The 16,518-nt window shown below is 67.0% G+C and carries 7 protein-coding genes and 12 pseudogenes; 12 read left to right on the top strand and 7 right to left on the bottom strand.

Annotation, left to right across the window (positions count from 1 at the left end; all coding sequences use genetic code 11):
* Positions 1-727: pseudogene (locus FQ389_RS16260) on the top strand (MFS transporter); the annotation flags it as partial.
* A gap of 152 nt (positions 728-879) precedes the next feature.
* Here FQ389_RS16260 and FQ389_RS16255 read toward each other — a convergent pair.
* The 3 pseudogenes from FQ389_RS16255 to FQ389_RS16245 form a co-directional block, all read right to left on the bottom strand.
* Positions 880-1,240 (bottom strand): annotated as a pseudogene (locus FQ389_RS16255) (MFS transporter); the annotation flags it as partial.
* Between the two features lie 117 nt (positions 1,241-1,357).
* Positions 1,358-1,789, bottom strand: a pseudogene (locus FQ389_RS16250) (TIGR03618 family F420-dependent PPOX class oxidoreductase).
* 351 nt (positions 1,790-2,140) lie between these two features.
* A pseudogene (locus FQ389_RS16245) lies at positions 2,141-2,806 on the bottom strand (LysR family transcriptional regulator); the annotation flags it as partial.
* A gap of 104 nt (positions 2,807-2,910) precedes the next feature.
* Here FQ389_RS16245 and FQ389_RS16240 point away from each other — a divergent pair.
* The 3 genes and pseudogenes from FQ389_RS16240 (at position 2,911) to FQ389_RS16230 (ending at position 5,420) form a co-directional block, all read left to right on the top strand.
* Positions 2,911-3,498 (top strand): peroxiredoxin, encoded by a 588-nt coding sequence (locus FQ389_RS16240; RefSeq protein WP_144209521.1) that lies wholly within the window; start codon positions 2,911-2,913, stop codon positions 3,496-3,498.
* 37 nt (positions 3,499-3,535) lie between these two features.
* Positions 3,536-4,072 (top strand): annotated as a pseudogene (locus FQ389_RS16235) (carboxymuconolactone decarboxylase family protein).
* A gap of 22 nt (positions 4,073-4,094) precedes the next feature.
* Positions 4,095-5,420: an alpha-amylase family glycosyl hydrolase gene (locus FQ389_RS16230; RefSeq protein ID WP_144209518.1), complete on the top strand. Its 1,326-nt coding sequence runs from the start codon at positions 4,095-4,097 to the stop codon at positions 5,418-5,420.
* 36 nt (positions 5,421-5,456) lie between these two features.
* Here the strand turns inward: FQ389_RS16230 and FQ389_RS16225 are convergent, their stop codons facing one another.
* The gene (locus FQ389_RS16225; protein WP_144209515.1) at positions 5,457-5,816 is read right to left on the bottom strand and encodes a DUF1810 family protein; all 360 of its coding nucleotides are present in this window, start codon (positions 5,814-5,816) and stop codon (positions 5,457-5,459) included.
* Positions 5,817-5,890: 74 nt separating this feature from the next.
* Between FQ389_RS16225 and FQ389_RS16220 the strand changes: the two genes are divergently transcribed.
* The 8 genes and pseudogenes from FQ389_RS16220 (at position 5,891) to FQ389_RS16185 (ending at position 13,192) form a co-directional block, all read left to right on the top strand.
* Complete coding sequence (locus tag FQ389_RS16220) at positions 5,891-7,126, top strand: alpha-hydroxy acid oxidase (protein WP_144209512.1); 1,236 nt, start codon at positions 5,891-5,893, stop codon at positions 7,124-7,126.
* Between the two features lie 53 nt (positions 7,127-7,179).
* Positions 7,180-7,728, top strand: a complete 549-nt coding sequence (locus FQ389_RS16215) for an ABATE domain-containing protein (RefSeq protein WP_186296481.1) — start codon at positions 7,180-7,182, stop codon at positions 7,726-7,728.
* A gap of 134 nt (positions 7,729-7,862) precedes the next feature.
* Positions 7,863-9,624, top strand: a pseudogene (locus FQ389_RS16210) (S16 family serine protease); the annotation flags it as partial.
* 172 nt (positions 9,625-9,796) lie between these two features.
* Positions 9,797-10,135: a nitroreductase family deazaflavin-dependent oxidoreductase gene (locus FQ389_RS16205; RefSeq protein WP_260860852.1), complete on the top strand. Its 339-nt coding sequence runs from the start codon at positions 9,797-9,799 to the stop codon at positions 10,133-10,135.
* Between the two features lie 17 nt (positions 10,136-10,152).
* Positions 10,153-10,492 (top strand): annotated as a pseudogene (locus FQ389_RS16200) (TfoX/Sxy family protein).
* A gap of 36 nt (positions 10,493-10,528) precedes the next feature.
* Positions 10,529-11,170: pseudogene (locus FQ389_RS16195) on the top strand (endonuclease); the annotation flags it as partial.
* Positions 11,171-11,900 (top strand): annotated as a pseudogene (locus FQ389_RS16190) (DUF72 domain-containing protein).
* Positions 11,901-11,971: 71 nt separating this feature from the next.
* A pseudogene (locus FQ389_RS16185) lies at positions 11,972-13,192 on the top strand (NAD(P)/FAD-dependent oxidoreductase).
* Here the strand turns inward: FQ389_RS16185 and FQ389_RS16180 are convergent.
* From FQ389_RS16180 to FQ389_RS16170, 3 genes and pseudogenes are all read right to left on the bottom strand, one after another.
* A pseudogene (locus FQ389_RS16180) lies at positions 13,184-13,459 on the bottom strand (hypothetical protein); the annotation flags it as partial. The pseudogenes FQ389_RS16185 and FQ389_RS16180 overlap by 9 nt on opposite strands.
* A gap of 45 nt (positions 13,460-13,504) precedes the next feature.
* Positions 13,505-13,837 (bottom strand): annotated as a pseudogene (locus tag FQ389_RS16175) (acetyl-CoA acetyltransferase); the annotation flags it as partial.
* Positions 13,838-13,857: 20 nt separating this feature from the next.
* Positions 13,858-16,254 (bottom strand): CaiB/BaiF CoA transferase family protein, encoded by a 2,397-nt coding sequence (locus FQ389_RS16170; protein ID WP_144209508.1) that lies wholly within the window; start codon positions 16,252-16,254, stop codon positions 13,858-13,860.
* Between the last annotated feature and the right edge of the window lie 264 nt (positions 16,255-16,518).

Below are 16,518 nucleotides of genomic sequence, written 5' to 3'. Positions count from 1 at the left end.
CTCTGTACCCGTGGGGTTCGGCGACGATCATCGGTCGTTCATCGGCACCGCGGCCGCGCTGGCCGCGTTCGTCTGGGTCGAAACCCGTGTTCCACAACCCATTCTGCCGACCCGGTTGTTCGGCAGCCCGGTGTTCACGGTCTGCCGCGTGCTGTCGTTCGTGGTCGGGTTCGCGATGTTGGGCGCAATGACATTTCTGCCGACCTACATGCAGTAACGTCAACGGCGTCTCGGTCACCACGTCGGGACTACACACGTTGCCGATGGTGGTGGGCATGCTGAACACCTCCACCGGCAGCGGCACCCTGGTCGGCCGGACCGGCCGGTACAAGGTCTTTCCGGTGCGGCAGCGCGCTGATGGCGCTGGCGTTTCTGCTCATGTCGCGGAATAGCCCCGTCCCACGTCGGCGTTGGTGCAGTCGCTCTATCTGGTTATCCTGGGCGCCGACATCGGTCTGTCCATGCAGGTGCTGGTTCTCATCGTGCAAAACACCTCGAAGTTCGAGGATCTCGGCGTCGCCACGTCGGGTGTGGACGTTTTTCCGCACCATCGGGAGTTCGTTCGGCGCGGTGTTTTCCAACTTCCTGCAGGGCCGGATGTCCGGCCCTGGCCGCCAGCGGCTCCCCGCCGATGCGGTCAGTTCGCCGAGTGCCCTGCACCGGCAGCCCGCCAAGCGTGGCCGCCCCGATCGTGCAGGCGTATTCGGAGTCGCTCAGTGAGGTCTTCTTCATGGGCCGCCGGTCGCCGTGCTCGGCATGTCCGTAGTCGCCATGCCGAAGCCGTCATCGAGATCGACTGCGCTGTTGTGGATGTCGCACACCGGGATCACCGCGCAGCATGCGCGCAATTGCGTTCTCCAACAGTCGTTCCGGGGTCGCGGGTATGTCGTCGTGCCAATCGCGTTGGGCCAGAACGCGTTGTGCGATGTGCTGCAGCGCGGTTTCGACCTGGCGGCGGGGCCGGCCCGCGAAGTGGGGCGAGCGGGACAGCTTGTCGACGATCCAGCCCAACAGCAGCGAGTAGACATAATCGACCTGCTGGGCGCCCGCGGGCGTCAACCACATCTGGTTGCCGTCCCGCTGCACGTAGCCGGAGGCGACCAGCCGGGCGAAGGCCGGTTCGAGAACCTCGAACGGGATTACGCAGCGAATCACCGATATCGTTGAGCCGCGCCGTCCCGTACATCTGCGCGAACCGGCAGATCCGCATCACCCCCCACAAGCCGGCGACGTCATGCCTCAGGCCGTTTCAGCGTCAGGGTGCGGACCCGATTGGTGTCGTTGAACAGCAACAGCTTCACCGCTGCAGCCTAACCTCGCACCGCCGCCCGGCCGGAGCTCACCCGTTGCTGTAGACTCAGGTCGGTGCGATCAGCACCACGGCTCGTCGCTCCAGTGCCATCACCCGGTCGTACTCGTCCCAATCGTCGTGGGTGCCGCCGGCGGCGGTGAACCTCACGCAGCAGCCGCAACCGGTCAGAGTCCGTGTCAGGGCGAAGCCAGGGTCGCGGGTCCATCGGGACCGACCACGTTCCGCGCCGCCCTCCACGGTCGCCCACTGCAGCCGTTGCGGAACGTGATCGCCAGTTGCGGGCGGGCGCGCAAGTTGGCGAGTTTGACCTTGCCGTAGGTGGTGAAGCCGAGCACCGGCTCGCCGGTGTCCGGGTGTGGCAGCCGGCCGACGTTGACCCAGCGGTGCCTGCACGGTGCCGCCGGCGCGAACGGTCGAGATCACCGCCATCCCGCTTTCTGCGGCGCAGAGTGTTACGGCGTCTTCGAGTGTGGTCATGTGCGGTCCGCATGCAGGATAGGCGGTCTTGAACAAGTAGCGGCTGGTCGCCTGGTCCAACTCCGGCGGTCGGCGCAGCAGCGCGATATTGGCCAAACCATTTGTGCGAGAGCCCGACTCGATAACGGGCGCGGCGAGTGGAACGGACTCGGTCACCAGATAGACGGCCAGTTCATCGCATTCGGCCTCCAGCAGCGCCAAGGCCGCGGTCAGCTGCTTGCCGTAGCACTGCTGGGTCCACATGCTGACCACCGCGCCGACCGGCGGATCCAGCGTCGTCAATGTCATCAACGAATGCCGCACCGCGCCATATAGCGGACTTTGACGGCCAACCCGGGCAGGCCCAGGTCCAACTTCGGCTCGCACGCCCGCCTTCTGGCAGACCTCCAGGGCCTGGTCGCGCAGACAGTGGCCGTTGTCGAGCAGCAGCGGCAGGTCCGCCAAGGCCGACTCCGGCACCCGGCGTTTGCCCGACATCGGATGGCCGGGCGGCACCACGAGCAGAAAGTCCTCGTCGTAGATGGGCACCTCTGTGATCCCGCCGGCCGCGGCGAGCAACGCAATCAGGGCCGCGTCCAACGCGCCGCCGCACAACGCGGTCAGCAGGCGTTCGGTCTGGTATTCGATCACGCGCAGGGTGAGGGCGGGCAGGCGCTGGGCCAGTCCGGCCAGCACCACGGGCAGGACGTAAGGCGCGACGATGGGGATGATGTCCAGCCGCAGGGTGCCGCGCAGCGGATCCGCGGTGCCCGCTGCGGCGGCGGTGAACGCCTCGGCTCGACGACCGTCTGAGCCAGCGGCAACAGCTGGGTCCCCTCCGGTATCAAGCGGACACGCCAGGGTGGAGCGCTCCACGAGATGGGTGCCCAGACCCGTCTCCAGCGCCGCTAGCGACTACGAGAGGGTCGACTGACTGACGCCGAGAGCCGTTGCGGCACTGCCGAAATGACGCTTCTCGGCCACCTCCGCGAAAGCCCGCAGCCCCGGCCAGGGTCGGCTGAAAGCCTTATCGGTCATACTTAATGAGTCTAGTGTGATATATCACCTTTACTTCAAGTCTCACTCGCGGCACCATGGTGAGTGCACACCTAATCTTGACTAAATCCAGATAAGGAGCGGAGATGTCATTGCTCACTATCGGCGACCAATTTCCCCCCTACGAGCTCACGGGCCTAATCGGCGGCGACCTGTCGAAGGTCGACGCGCAGCAACCAGGGGACTACTTCAAAACCTTCTCCAGCGACGACTACGAGGGCAAGTGGCGGATCGTGTTCTTCTGGCCGAAGGACTTCACCTTCGTGTGCCCGACGGAAATCGCCGCGTTCGGCAAGCTGAACGACGAGTTCGAGGATCGCGACGCCAAGGTGCTCGGCGTCTCGATCGACAGCGAATTCGTGCACTTCCAGTGGCGTGCGCAGCACGAGGGCCTCAAGAAGCTGCCATTCCCGATGCTGTCGGACATCAAGCGCGAACTCTGCTTGGCGACCGGCGTGCTTAACGACGCCGGTGTCGCGGACCGGGTGACCTTCATCGTCGACCCGAACAACGAAATCCAATTCGTTTCGGCGACCGCAGGATCAGTGGGGCGTAACGTCGACGAGGTGGTGCGGGTTCTGGACGCTCTGCAGTCCGACGAACTGTGCGCCTGCAACTGGCGCAAGGGCGACCCGACTCTGAACGCCGGCGAGCTGCTCAAGGCGTCGGCGTAAATCAAGGCAGGAAACAAGGCGAGCCGACGGAGGCGACATGACCACCGAAAACCTCAAAGACGCGCTGCCCGAGTACGCCAAGGACCTCAAGATGAACCCTGGCTCGGTCGCGCGGACCACAGTCCTCGACAACGAGCAGTTTGTGGGGCACGCTGTTGGCCAGCCGTCGGCGCCGCGAAACAGTCAGGTGCTCACCGAGATTGGTGCCGAAGCGGCCGACGATCTGTCCGCGGCGGCCTATCAGGCGGCACTGGGTGCAGCGACCATCATAGGCATGAACAACGTGTTCTCCCGCGGCCGCGGGTTTTTGGACGGCAAGTACGACGACCTGCACGCCGGATTGCGGATGAACATCATCGGCCACCCGCGTGGACAAGGCGAATTACGGGCTGTGGTCGTTCGCGGTGTCGTCCATCAACGGGTGCTCACACTGCGTCGTCGCGCACGAGCACACGCTGCGTGAGGCCGGCGTGGATCGAGAAGTGATCCTGGAAGCGCTCTCAACGCCGCGGTGATCGTTGCCGGTGTGGCCCAAGCGATCACGGCCGCCGAGACGCTGGCCGGGGTCGGCTGATCGTAGCGTTCGTGGCTCGCTCATGACCCCGTCGTGGGTGCAGCATGCGATCTGGTGGCAGGTCTACCCCTTGGGGTTCGTGGGAGCATTTCCCACCCCCGAGGGGTCGGCCCCGCCGGAAGCGGGCGAGCATCGGCTGCGGCGGATAGCGGAGTGGCTGGACCACGCCGTCGAGCTGGGGGCATCCGGCATCGCGCTGGGGCCGATCTTCGCCTCGCGCACCCACGGTTACGACACCACCGACCACTACCGTATCGACCCGCGACTCGGTGACGACGGCGACTTCGACCACCTCGTCGGCGAAGCGCACCGCCGCGGCTTGCGGGTGCTGCTGGACGGGGTGTTCAACCACGTCGGCGTAGACTTCGCGCGCTACCGGGACGCGTCGCACGACGACGCGGCGGCCCGCTGGTTCCGGGGACGCCCCGGCCGATTCCACACTTTCGAGGGGCATTCCGAGCTCATCACCCTCAACCACGCCAACCATCACGTCGTCAACTACGTCGCCGACGTGATGGCTCACTGGCTGCAACGCGGCGCCGACGGCTGGCGCTTGGATGCGGCTTACACCGTGCCGCAAGACTTTTGGGCGACGGTCCTGCCCAGGGTGCGCCAGCGTCATCCGGACGCCTGGTTCGTCGGCGAACTCATCCACGGTGACTACGCGGCGATCGTCAAGGCGGCCACGTTCGACTCGGCGACCCAGTATGAGCTGTGGAAGGCGATCTGGAGCAGTCTCAACGACGGCAACTTCTTCGAACTCGACTGGGCGTTGCAGCGGCACAACGCATTCCTGGCCAACTTCGCGCCGCTGACGTTCGTCGGCAACCACGACGTCACCCGCATCGCCAGTCGCCTGACCAACCCCGCCCATCTGGCGCACGCTCTGGTGCTGCTGTTGACGATCGGCGGTGTGCCGATCGTGTACGCCGGCGACGAATTCGGGTTCCGCGGCGTCAAAGAGGAGCGGTACGGCGGCGACGACGCGGTGCGCCCCGAGTTCGGTTCTCCCCCACTAGCACCGAATCTGGCGTTGAATGCCTTCGGCGCCGAAACCTGGCGGCTGCACCAGTTCCTGGTAGGATTGCGTCGCCGCCACCCCTGGTCGCACTCGGCCACGACGACCGCGCTGCGGCTGACCAACGAGCACTACGTCTACCGGACCCGTAGCGGCGACCAGGCGTTGCTTGTCGCGCTCAACATCGGCGACGAGCCGTTGCGGCTGGCCCTGCCGGAGCTGGGCCCGTCGCGCGCCGAGGTCATTGGTGGATCCTACGCCCCGCCCCGCGACGTCGTCGACGAGCTGATCGTCGAGGCGCACGGCTGGCGCATTCTGCAGCCCGCCTAACCCTTCAGCCGGGTCAAGGTCAGAGCCGGGTCAAGGTCAGCGGATCCAGCTGTCCCCGGTAATTAGGTGTCGAGCACCGCGGTGAAGTCCTGATGATCGTTGCTGGCGAAGCGCGAACAACATCATCGACGAGCACAGCTTGAGATCGTCTGGGGACCCGAAGATCTCGGTGACCGAGCGGCCCCGCGCACCTGACTGACCAGCCGCGTGCATTTTGTGCAGCCGCGAGTCCGGCACCTCATGCGCCAGGTACGCCCACGCCTCCGACAGCGACATGATACCGTACTTGAGCGCCGTCGGGCTGCTGCCCAGGCCGCGTAGCTGGGGAAAAGATGAACCACATCCAGTGGCCGCGTTTGGCGCCGGCCCGCACTCCTCGACGACGCTGCGATACACCGGAGCCTGGGCGACAACGTACCGTGAAAATCAAAAGGATCGCTTGACAAGTCCATTTAACTACGGTGGCATACATGGTCGTGAAACGACGCGTACCCAAATTCCGTGAGCTGGCGCCCCTGATGCAATTCAAGCGTCCGCAGTGGAATGCAACCCAGCGCCGGGTGGACGCGGCGTACACGATCGAGGACCTGCGGCGCATTGCCAAGCGGCGCACCCCCAAGGCTGCGTTCGACTACACCGACGGCGGCGCCGAGGACGAGCTGTCGATGGTGCGTGCCCGGCAGGCGTTCCGCGACGTCGAGTTCCACCCGACGATCCTGCGCGACGTCAGCAATGTGAACGCCGACTGGGATGTACTGGGCGCGCCGGTCGCGCTGCCGTTCGGCATCGCCCCAACCGGGTTCACCCGGCTGATGCAGACCGAAGGCGAGATCGCCGGCGCCTCGGCGGCCGCCAAGGCCGGCATCCCGTTTTCGTTGTCGACGCTGGGCACCTGCGCCATCGAAGACCTGGTCGCGGCCGTGCCGCGCGGCCGCAAGTGGTTCCAGCTGTACATGTGGAAAGACCGCGAGCGTTCCATGGCACTGGTCAAGCGCGCCGCCACGGCAGGATTCGACACCCTGCTGGTCACCGTTGACGTCCCGGTCTCCGGTGCCCGGTTCCGCGACAACCGCAACGGGATGACGATCCCGCCGTCGCTGACGCTGCGCACCGTTCTCGACGCGGTGCCGCACCCGAAGTGGTGGTTCGACCTGTTGACCACCGAACCGCTGGCGTTCGCGTCGCTGGACCGCTGGCCCGGGACCGTAGCCGAATACCTGAGCACCATGTTCGACCCCAGCCTCACCTTCGACGACCTGGTCTTGCTCAAGGAACAGTGGCCGGGCAAGCTCGTGGTCAAAGGAATCCAGACGCTGGAGGACGCGCGGGCCGTGGTCGAACGCGGCGCCGACGGCGTGGTGCTGTCCAATCACGGTGGCCGGCAGCTTGACCGCGCCCCTGTACCCTTCCGTCTGCTGCCCACGGTGGCGCGCGAGCTCGGCAAGGACACCGAAATCGTGGTCGACACCGGCATCATGTCCGGCGCCGACATCGTCGCGGCGATCGCGCTGGGAGCGCGGTTCACGCTGGTCGGCCGGGCCTACCTGTACGGCCTGATGGCCGGCGGCGAGGCCGGTGTCAATCGCGCGATCCAGATCTTGGAAACCGGGGTGCGGCGCACCATGCAGCTGCTGGGCGTGACCTCGCTGGACGAGCTGTCCCCGACGCACGTGACGCAGCTGCGGCGGCTGGCACCGATCGAGTAGCCCGGCCGGACTCTGTTGCGGGCACCATCGAAACCTGCCAGGGTGGTTACGTGATGTTCGGGTTCGTTTCCGGTCGGCTGTGCCTCGACTTCGCGGGCACCTTGAAGCGCCGCAACAGCACCCGCCAGGAGCGGTTGACCGTGCCGTCGGCGCTGTCCGAGTGGGCCGTGCAGGCCCGGCTGGTCGACGCCGACATCGAGGTCACCGCTGAGGATCTCGTCTCGGCGACCGAAGTGCGCGAAGCCATCTACCGGACCACCATCGCCCGGCTGGACGGGGCCGTGCCGCGGCCCGCCGACGTCGAGCTGCGCGCAGGCGGCGCGGCCCCGGCTGACCCCGCGACTGCTGACGACCGGCGCCACCGCGCGCGAGGGCACCGCGGCGCAACTGATCGCCAACCTGGCCGATCTGCTCGACCAGCAGGCCGGGCCGGACATCGCCAACGTCAAGCGCTTGCCTACCCTGACTACACGCTGCTCTACGTCGATTCCTCACGGGCCAAGAACCGCACTGGTGCGGGCATGGCCACCTGCGGCAATAAGGTCAAGGTCCAGGCCTTCCGGGTCTGCCGGCGCGCGTCGGCGCACTGGTCGGCCGGCTGACCCCGCCTCGCCCTGGCTCCCCCGGCCCGCCGGGAACAAAAGCACACCGTCAAAGGTTGAGCGCAACAGACTAAACCTTTGGAGGATTGATAGCTGAGCACAAATCAGTGCCGGTGTAGTTCGTCACGGACACGATCGTACTGCCGTATGGTGGTGCCGATCGAGCTCGACGACGCCGCGCGGACGGCGATCGACGCTGCCCGGGCCAGTGAGTCCGGTGAACTGCTGATCGCCCTCCGGCTGGAGGACCGCTACCCGTCGCACGGTGTGATCGTGAAGATTCTGCAGGTCGGACGGATGGCAGGCAGCGGCGGGTCGGCGGCCGTCGTTCGGGCCGAACGCCGGGCGCAGATCGCTGCCGGAGCCAGCGGGCCCGGCGCGGCCCTGTGGGTCGAGGTAACCGAGGTCGATGACGTCGAAGTCACCGATGAGATCAAGGCCCTGGCCGCCAAGCACAAGAAGTCAACTACAAGATTGCCGAGGACGTGCGCGAGGGCATGGAGAAGACGCAGAAGGAGTTACTGCTGAGCCAACAGCTCGCCGCGATTCGCAAGGAACTCGGCGAAGGAGAACCCGACGGTTCCGACGATTACCGGGCCCGGATCGAGGCGGCGAAGTTGCCGAAGAAAAGGTGCGCGAGGCCGCGCTGCGAGGTCGGCAAGCTGGAACTGTCCAGCGACCAGAGCCCTGACAGAGGCTGGATCCGCACCTGGCTCGACACCGTGCTGGACCTGCCCTGGAACGTGCGGACCGAGGACTTGACGGACCTGACGGCCGCACGGGCAATCCTGAATGCCGAGCCGACCACCACGGGCTGAACGACGTCAAGGACCGCATCGTCGAAATATCTGGCGGTCCAGGCGCGCCGCGCCCAGCGTGAGCTGCAGATCGTCGGCGGCCGCGGCTCGAGCGCGGTGATGGTGCTGGCCGGGCCCGCCCGGGGGTCGGCAAGACCTCGCTAGGCGAGAGCGTGGCGCGGACGCTGGGCCGCAAGTTCGTGCGCGTCGCGCTGGGCGGTGTGCGCGACGAGGCCGAGATCCACGGTCACCGGCGCACCTATGCAGGCGCGCTGCCGGGCCGGATCGTGAGCGCGATCGGCGAGGCGGGGTCGATGAATCCCGTTGTACTGCTGGACGAAATCGACAAGGTCGGTTCCGACTATCGCGGCGACCCGAGCGCGGCCCTGCTCGAGGTGCGCGACCCGGCGCAGAACCACACGTTCCGCGACCACTACCTGGATCTGGACCTCGACCTGTCCGACGTCGTGTTCCTGGCCACCGCCAACGTGATCGAGAACATCCCTGTCGGCGCTGCTGGACCGGATGGAGCTGGTGCAGATCGACGGCTACACCGAGGACGACAAGGTCGCGATCGCCCGGGACTACCTGCTGCCCCGGCAGCTGGAACGGACCGCGCTGACCGCCAGCGAGGTGACCGTCACCGACGCCGCGCTACGCAAGATCGCCACGGACTACACCCGCGAGCTGCGGGGTCCGGCAGTTCGAGAGGCTGATGGCCAGCCTTGCGGAAGGTGACGACCAAGCTCGCCGAGAACAGCGAGCCGGTGTGCCCACGGATGGCCCGTCGGCCGGTGGCACGATGGTGACCGCGCTGGTGTCGATGGCGACCGGACTTCAGGTCCGTTCCGATGTCAGTATGACCGGCGAGGTCACGCTGAATGGCCGGGTGCTGCCGATCGGCGGCGTCAAGCAGAAGCTGCTTCCCACCCAACGTGCCGGATTGTCAACGGTTTTCATTCCGGCGCGCAACGAGCTGGATCTGGATGACGCGCCTGCCGAAGTGCTCGCGACGCTGAACGTCAAGCCGATGACCGACGTCGCGGAGATCGTCGCGCAGGCCCTCGAGCCGGCGGCGCAGGCCGCCGTGGTGGCGGCCTGCGCCGCAGCTGGATTCGGTGCGGTACCGCCCCGGGTGAAGGCTGGAGACATTTCAGGTGTCCCCCGTGGCCGGGTACGCTCTGGCCTGCGCAACCTTCGCGCACAGCAGAATGGGCGATATGAGCAACGTCGGAGATCTCAAACGGCAAGTGGTGCATCGCGTTTAGCGGCTGGTGGTCAACCCGGTGGACCGGCGACTGCCGGTGACCATGATCGAGACGACCGGCCGCAAGAGCGGGAAGCCGCGACGGACGGCCGTCGGCGGGCGTGTGGTGGACAACCAGTTCTGGATGGTCTCCGAACACGGTGACCACTCCGACTACGTGCGTAACATCAAAGCCGACCCGCGGGTGCGAGTGCGCATCGGCGGGCAGTGGCGCAGCGGCACCGCACACCTGCTGCCCGACAATGATGCCGTGCAGCGGCTCGGTGATCTCCCCAAGCTCAACAGCGCGGCGGCGCGGATGATGGGCAGCGACCTGTTGACCATCCGGGTCGACCTGAACTGACGGGTCAAGCACCGCGAATGGTCTACGACCCCGATCTCGCCAACCGGATCCGCGAGGTGCTGGCCCTGCAGCGCGGAGTCGACGAGAAGTCGATGTTCGGTGGCCTTGCGTTTCTGGTGGGCGGCCGCATGGTGGTGGTCAGCGGCCCTGCCCGTGCGCAAGGCGGGTAATGGTGCGGATACCGCCCGAAAACACCGCCGCACTGCAGCAGCGACCCCACGTGCATCCGATGGTGATGGCCGGTCGCGAAACTCGCGGTTGGGTGTGGGTCGATGCGCAGGGCGTGAAAACAAACGCCAGCTTGCGGGCTGAGTTTCACGCGGCGTCCGGTATGCGGGCGCGCCGCCGCCCAGGTAACTCGTTTGCCACCGCGTGCCGCGGGTGTGCCGTTTCATGGCAAAGACGGACGAGACCAAACGGCGGATGCGCCGCGTGCTCAAGGCCGGCGGCACCACCTACGCGGACGAGGCGGGGAATTCGGCTCAACGACAAGCCGATGCCGCTGTTCCAACTACTCGTGTTGTGCATGCTTGCGGGCAAACCCATCGACGCCGCCATCGCCATGCGTGCCGTTCGGGAACTGTTCCAGGCGGGCCTGTGCACGCCGAAAGCCGCGCTGGCGGCCGATCGGCAGACGATGATCAGCGCGTTCGGCCGGGCGCACTACGTGCGCTACGACGAAAGCTCAGCGACCCGCCTCACCGACATGGCGCAGCAAGTCCGCGACGAGTACTCTGAGGATTGCGCGAACTCGCCGGGCGCAGTAACCACGACAACGCCCAAGCCAAACGAATGTTGAAGAAATTCAAGGGAATCGGCGACGCCAGCGCCGACATCTACCTGCGTGAGGTTCAAGATGTCTGGACGTGGGTGCGCCCGTATTTCGACGACCGGGCGATCGACACCGCCCGGAAACTGGGGCTGCCCGGTAAGGCGGCAAAACTGGAATCACTTGCACCGCACGCTAGCTCCCGCTTAGCGGCCGCGCTGGTCCGGGCGTCGCTGGATAAAGATCTGTGCCGGCGGATGACCGGGTTGACCATCCGCATCGGTACCTCCGGGTGGTTCTACGACCACTGGGCCGACGTGCTATACCCACCGCGCACGGCGTCCGCGCGCCGGCTGGACTACTACGCGCAGGTGTTCGACACCGTCGAACTGAACGCCAGTTTCTACCGCTGGCCCAAGGATTCGACGTTCGCCGGATGGCGGGACCAGCTGCCGACGGGGGTTCACCATGTCGGTCAAGGCCCACCGCTGGCTCACTCACTATCGCCGGCTGTTCTCCCCCGAACCGTGGATCGAGCGATTCGAGCGGTGCTGGCGGCTGCTGGGCGACCGGCGCGGCGTGCTGCTCGTCCAGCTGCATCGGGAACTGCAGCGTAACGACACCACACTGGACCGCCTCGACGCGTTCCTCAATCTGATGCCGGCGCAGATCCGGGTGGCCGTGGAGTTGCGCCACCCATTTTGGGACGGCCCCGCCGCCTACCGGACACTGGAACGTCACCGCGCCGGCTACGTGGTGATGAGCGGCGCCCGGCTGGCGTGCATCCTCTGAGTCACCGCCGACTGCGTCTACATCCGCATGCACGGCCCCGATTCCGACGCCATCTATGCCGGCTCGTATTCCGCGGACCAACTGCGGTCCTGGGCCGACCGCCTCGGCCAATGGGACCGCGACGGCAAGGACGTGTGGATGTACTTCAACAACGACCTCGGCGGTCACGCGGTCCGCAATGCCCTGCGTGACCTGGTCGGTTGACCCGGCCCGAGTAGGGTGGATATGCGACACGAACAGGAGCAGCGATCATGGTCAGTTAGGGCACCTTCGTCATCGTCGGCGGCGGCCGCGCCGGAGCTAAAGCCATAGAAGCATTGCGAGACAACGATTTTGACGGACAGATCATCTTGTTCGCCGAGGAGCGGTGGCTGCCCTACGAGCGGCCGCCGCTGTCCAAGGAGTATTTGGCCGGGAAGAAGACGCTGGCCGATTTCACGGTGCACAACTCCGACTGGTACATCGATCACAACATCGACCTGCGACTCAGATCGCCGGTGTCCGCTATAGATCCGGGCGCCCACACGGTCGCACTCGGCGACAGCACCGCCGTGCACTACGACAAGCTGTTGCTGGCGACCGGTTCGGCGGAGCGGCGCCCGCCGATCCCGGGGCCCAGGCCGACGGCGTCTACTACATACCTGCGCAGCTACCAGGACGCCACGCTGCTGGATTCTGTTCTCACCGAAGGAACTTCGCTCGCCGTGCGGGTGCGGGTGGATCGGAGTCGAGGTGACCGCGGCCGCTCGGCAGCGCGGCGTTGACGTGACCGTCGTCGAGGCCGCCAAACAACCCCTGCTGGCGGCGCTAGGCGAAACCGTTGGGGAGGTATTTCGCCGCGCTGCACCGCGAACACAGGGTCGATCTGCGGTTGGACACCCAGGTCGAGGAGATCGCCACGACCGCCGGAGCGGCGACCGGGTTGCGGTTGCGCGACGGGTCGATGGTGGCCGCCGATGCCGTGCTGGTGGTCGTCGGCGCACAGCCGAACCTCGAGCTTGCCGAGCGGTCGGGGTTGTCCATTGGGTCCGGCCCGCCCGGCGGTGTGCTCGTCGATGCCGCGCTGCGCAGCAGCGACCCCGATATCTACGCCGTCGGTGACATCTCCGCCGTCGAGCATCCGCGCTACGGCCAACACATCCGCACCGAGATACTGTGCCAACGCGCTCAAGCAGCCGGCCGTAGCCGTCACCGGAATGCTCGGCACGCCAACCGAATACACCGAACTGCCGTATTTCTTCACCGACCAGTATGACCTGGGCATGGAATACGTCGGTCACGCACCCGACTTCGACAGGGTTGTTTTCCGCGGCGACTTCGCCGGGCGCGAATTCGTCGCGTTCTGGCTGGACGGCGACAACCGGGTGCTGGCCGGAATGAATGTCAACATCTGGGATGTGCTCGACGACGTCAAAGCCCTGATCAGGTCGGCGGCTCCGGTCGACCCCAACAAGCTGGCCGACCCGCAGTCACCCCTCGGCGATCTCCTAGGCTGACGCCGGGTCGACAGGCACCCAGGCGTGGTCGATCACGTCGGGCAGCCGCAGCGCCTGCAGCCGTTCCCGTTCGGTGCGGCGCCGTTTGATCCGCAACCGGGCATCGGCCTGCATGGTCACCAGCTCGTCGTAGGTCGGGTAATACACGTCGTCCACGACATCGATCACGTCGGTAGCTACCCAGCGAGAGCCCAACTCGCGCAATGCCATCCGCAGTTCATGCGTGTGCCGGATGGTGGTATCGAGGGCAAGCTCGCGCGATGCCCGGGCGTTGGTCGTGATGCGCTGGACCGGCGACGGCGGGACGCTGGTGAGCAGCACCACACCGGCGCGGTCCTGCGATGTCCAAGCAAGCCCGGTCAAGCAGCGTCTGCGGGACACTCCCGCCGACCGGGCTGTACAGCGTGGTGAAATTCTGCGCGCCGATCCGCTCGCAGACCAGCAACCCCGCGTCGCGGTAGGTCGCCGACAGGATGTTCACCACCCGGACGGAGTCCACGGCTGCCAGCACCCTGGCCTCGGCGGCTTCGCGGGCGGCCGCGACCATCAGGTCCACAGGCTCGCCCGAACGCCGTTGTGGGTCTCATCACGGTGGTTGACCTGGCCATAGCCGACCAGCACCGGGGTCTTGGGGTCGACGGACATAGGACGCACCTATCTCGGCGTCATCGCGACCCCGCCTCGGACTCGAACAGCACCCGCTCGATGATCAGCCGGTCGATCTCCGCGTCGCTCATGCCCAGCAGCTTCCTGCAGACCTCGCGGGTGTCCTGGCCGGGCAGCGGCGCGGGCCGGGTGGGCGCCGGCGGGATGTGCCGGAACGGTGCCGGGCCGGTCTCGGCCGGCATCGGCAGCTTGACCAGTGGATGGGTCATGTCGCTGAGCAGCCGACGCTCGACGAGTTGCGGATCATCGAGCACTTCGGGCGGGCGGTTCATCGGCCCGGCCGCGATCCCGGCCGACTGCAGCACCGCGGCGGCCTGCACCGGCGTCTGGGTGCGGGTCCAGGCGGAGACCAGTTCGATCAGTTCCCGGCGGTGGGCCATGCGCGTTTCGGCGGTGCCGAACCGCGGGTCGTCGGCCCATTGTGGCTGTCCTAATATCTGTGTCGCACAACGCCATTCACTGTCTGATTGAATCGAGATGACGCACCACTCGTCGTCCCCGGCGCACGGGCAGACCGCGTGCAAACTGGTGTCGTCGCAGACTTCGCCGGCGTCGGTGCGCGCCGCGGCCTGGGTGACGTACAAGGTGTCGAGCTGGTTGACGACGACCTCGGCCTGCGAGATGTGGGCGTGGGCCGGATCGCCGGTGCGGTCGCGCCGGATCAGCGCCGCCAGTGCCGCGATCGCGGTGACGCGGCCCACGACGTGGTCGGGGAAGATCGTCGTGGCGTCGTAAAACGGGTGCCGCGAGGTGTCGGCCTGGGCTTCCTCCGACGTCCACAGCCGGGTTACGCCGGTGGTCGCGCGCACCAGCGGGCCGTACCCCATCCGCCGACTCCACGGCCCGCGGTTGCCGAACGCGCTGCTGCTCGCGAGCACGATGCGGGGGTTGAGTTCGCGCAACGCGTCGAAGGAAAAGCCAAGCGCGGTCAGGGTTCCGGGCTTGAAATTGGCGAACACCGCGTCGGCCTGGCGAACCAGCCGCCGGAAGATGTCCTTGCCCTGATCGCTGCGCAGATCCAGGCCCAGGCCGCGGTGGTTGCGATGCGTCCACGCGAACGATTCGCTGATCACGTCGCCGAACCGCGACTGCCGCAGCCCATCGGGGTAGTCGGCGCTTTCCACCTTGATAACGTCGGCGCCCAGATCGCCGAACAGCCGGCTCAGCTCACCCCCGGCGACGATGACGCCCAGGTCAAGGATCGTCAGATCGTGCAGGGGGCGTTCGCCGACCTCGCCCGACGGCACGGGCGCAGCCACCGGCTCGGCCAGCCAACGCGGCGCGTCGGCGCCGGGTGCGGGGGCCGGAGTCCGGAAGCCGCAGCGCTCGTCGTCGACCACGAAGTAGCCGGTGGGGACGTCGGTATGCACGCCGGGGACGAGCTCGGCATGGGTGATCGCGCCGACGGCCTGGAAGTGTTCGGAGGCCAAAATCCGCGACGGCGTCAGCACCGCCGCGATGGGCACCCCATGCGCCTGCCCCTCGGCGACCAGCTCCTTCATAGTCTTGTCGGCAAACAGGACGTCGACCAGGACGGCGATCTGCGGCCACGCGGCAAACCGGGCGGCCAGCGTGTCGTATTCGGGGTCCTGGAATTCTGCCGGCTCCTTCAGCCACCGGCGCAGGCCGTGCCACTGCCGCGGCGCCATCACACAGAGCCGCACGTAGCCGTCCCGGCACGCGCAGATTGGGTATGGGTCCTGGTTCTTCGGGCGGCCCCGCCACGCGCTGCTGCGGTGCCCGGCCGACGCCTGCCCGTGCGCGCCGAAGACCGGGTCGAGCGCCATGACGACTGCGTCAAAGCGAGAGAAGTCAATGTAATCGCCTGTGCCACAACGTAATCTGTTGTAATACGCAACGAGTGTGGCCCAGGTCGCCTGCACGGCGGCGGTGGCCGAGGCGATGCCGTCGGGCGGCAGTACCGGGGTTCCGATGGTGGGCCCGGAACGCGACAACGACCCGGACATCGCGAACAGCACCGGATCGGTCGCCCGCCACGACGCGCGCGGGCCCCTCGCGCCGAAGTCCGTGATCGACACGACAACCAGGTGGGGGTGCCGGTCGGCCAGCTCGGCGCCGGAGGTGCCGAACGCGGCGGCCTGACCCGGAGAGCCGGCATCGACAACGATGTCCGCGCCCGCGACGAGCTCGAAGAAGCGGTCGCGATCGCCGTCGTTGCGCGCGTCCAGCACCACGCTGCGCTTGTTGGCGTTGTGCACAGCGAAGGGAATGCTGGTGCCGGCCAACGTCGGCCGGGCGCGCCGCGCCGGACTGCCACCCGGGGGTTCCACCTTCACCACGTCGGCGCCCAGGTCAGCGAGCAGACGGGCCACCGCGTCGGCGGCACCGCCGGACAAGTCGAGGACATGTACCGCGGCGAGTAACGGTTCGGCCATCAGCCCACCGTACCGGGCCGTTATCGCGCGTCGTCCCAAGGTGTCAAACCCCTAGTCACTCAAGCTGGTTCGATGCCGGTCAATGGAGCGTAGGTAACGCACTTCGGCCACCGCGACGCCGCCGTAGGTCGAGGTGCGCCGCTGGAGGTGCCCGTCGATTGGGCCACCGCGGCGGCCATTGCGATCGACGACGGCCCACCCCACACGGCCCGGCGACCAAGCTCTCGATCGTCGAACCATAGGCGGCCGCCGTGGAATGCAACT

It is taken from the genome of Mycobacterium tilburgii, from assembly GCF_902168065.1.
Classification (GTDB): domain Bacteria; phylum Actinomycetota; class Actinomycetes; order Mycobacteriales; family Mycobacteriaceae; genus Mycobacterium; species Mycobacterium tilburgii.
The sequence above is the reverse complement of the archived record's forward strand: the minus strand, read 5'-3'. Positions and strand labels throughout refer to the sequence as shown.

Bases quoted from the DNA above. Each gene is read 5' to 3' on its own strand.
- FQ389_RS16230 (WP_144209518.1), top strand. From the start codon at position 4,095: ATGACCCCGTCGTGGGTGCAGCATGCGATCTGGTGGCAGGTCTACCCC.
- FQ389_RS16170 (WP_144209508.1), bottom strand. From the start codon at position 16,254: ATGGCCGAACCGTTACTCGCCGCGGTACATGTCCTCGACTTGTCCGGC.
- FQ389_RS16220 (WP_144209512.1), top strand. From the start codon at position 5,891: ATGGTCGTGAAACGACGCGTACCCAAATTCCGTGAGCTGGCGCCCCTG.
- FQ389_RS16240 (WP_144209521.1), top strand. From the start codon at position 2,911: ATGTCATTGCTCACTATCGGCGACCAATTTCCCCCCTACGAGCTCACG.
- FQ389_RS16215 (WP_186296481.1), top strand. From the start codon at position 7,180: ATGTTCGGGTTCGTTTCCGGTCGGCTGTGCCTCGACTTCGCGGGCACC.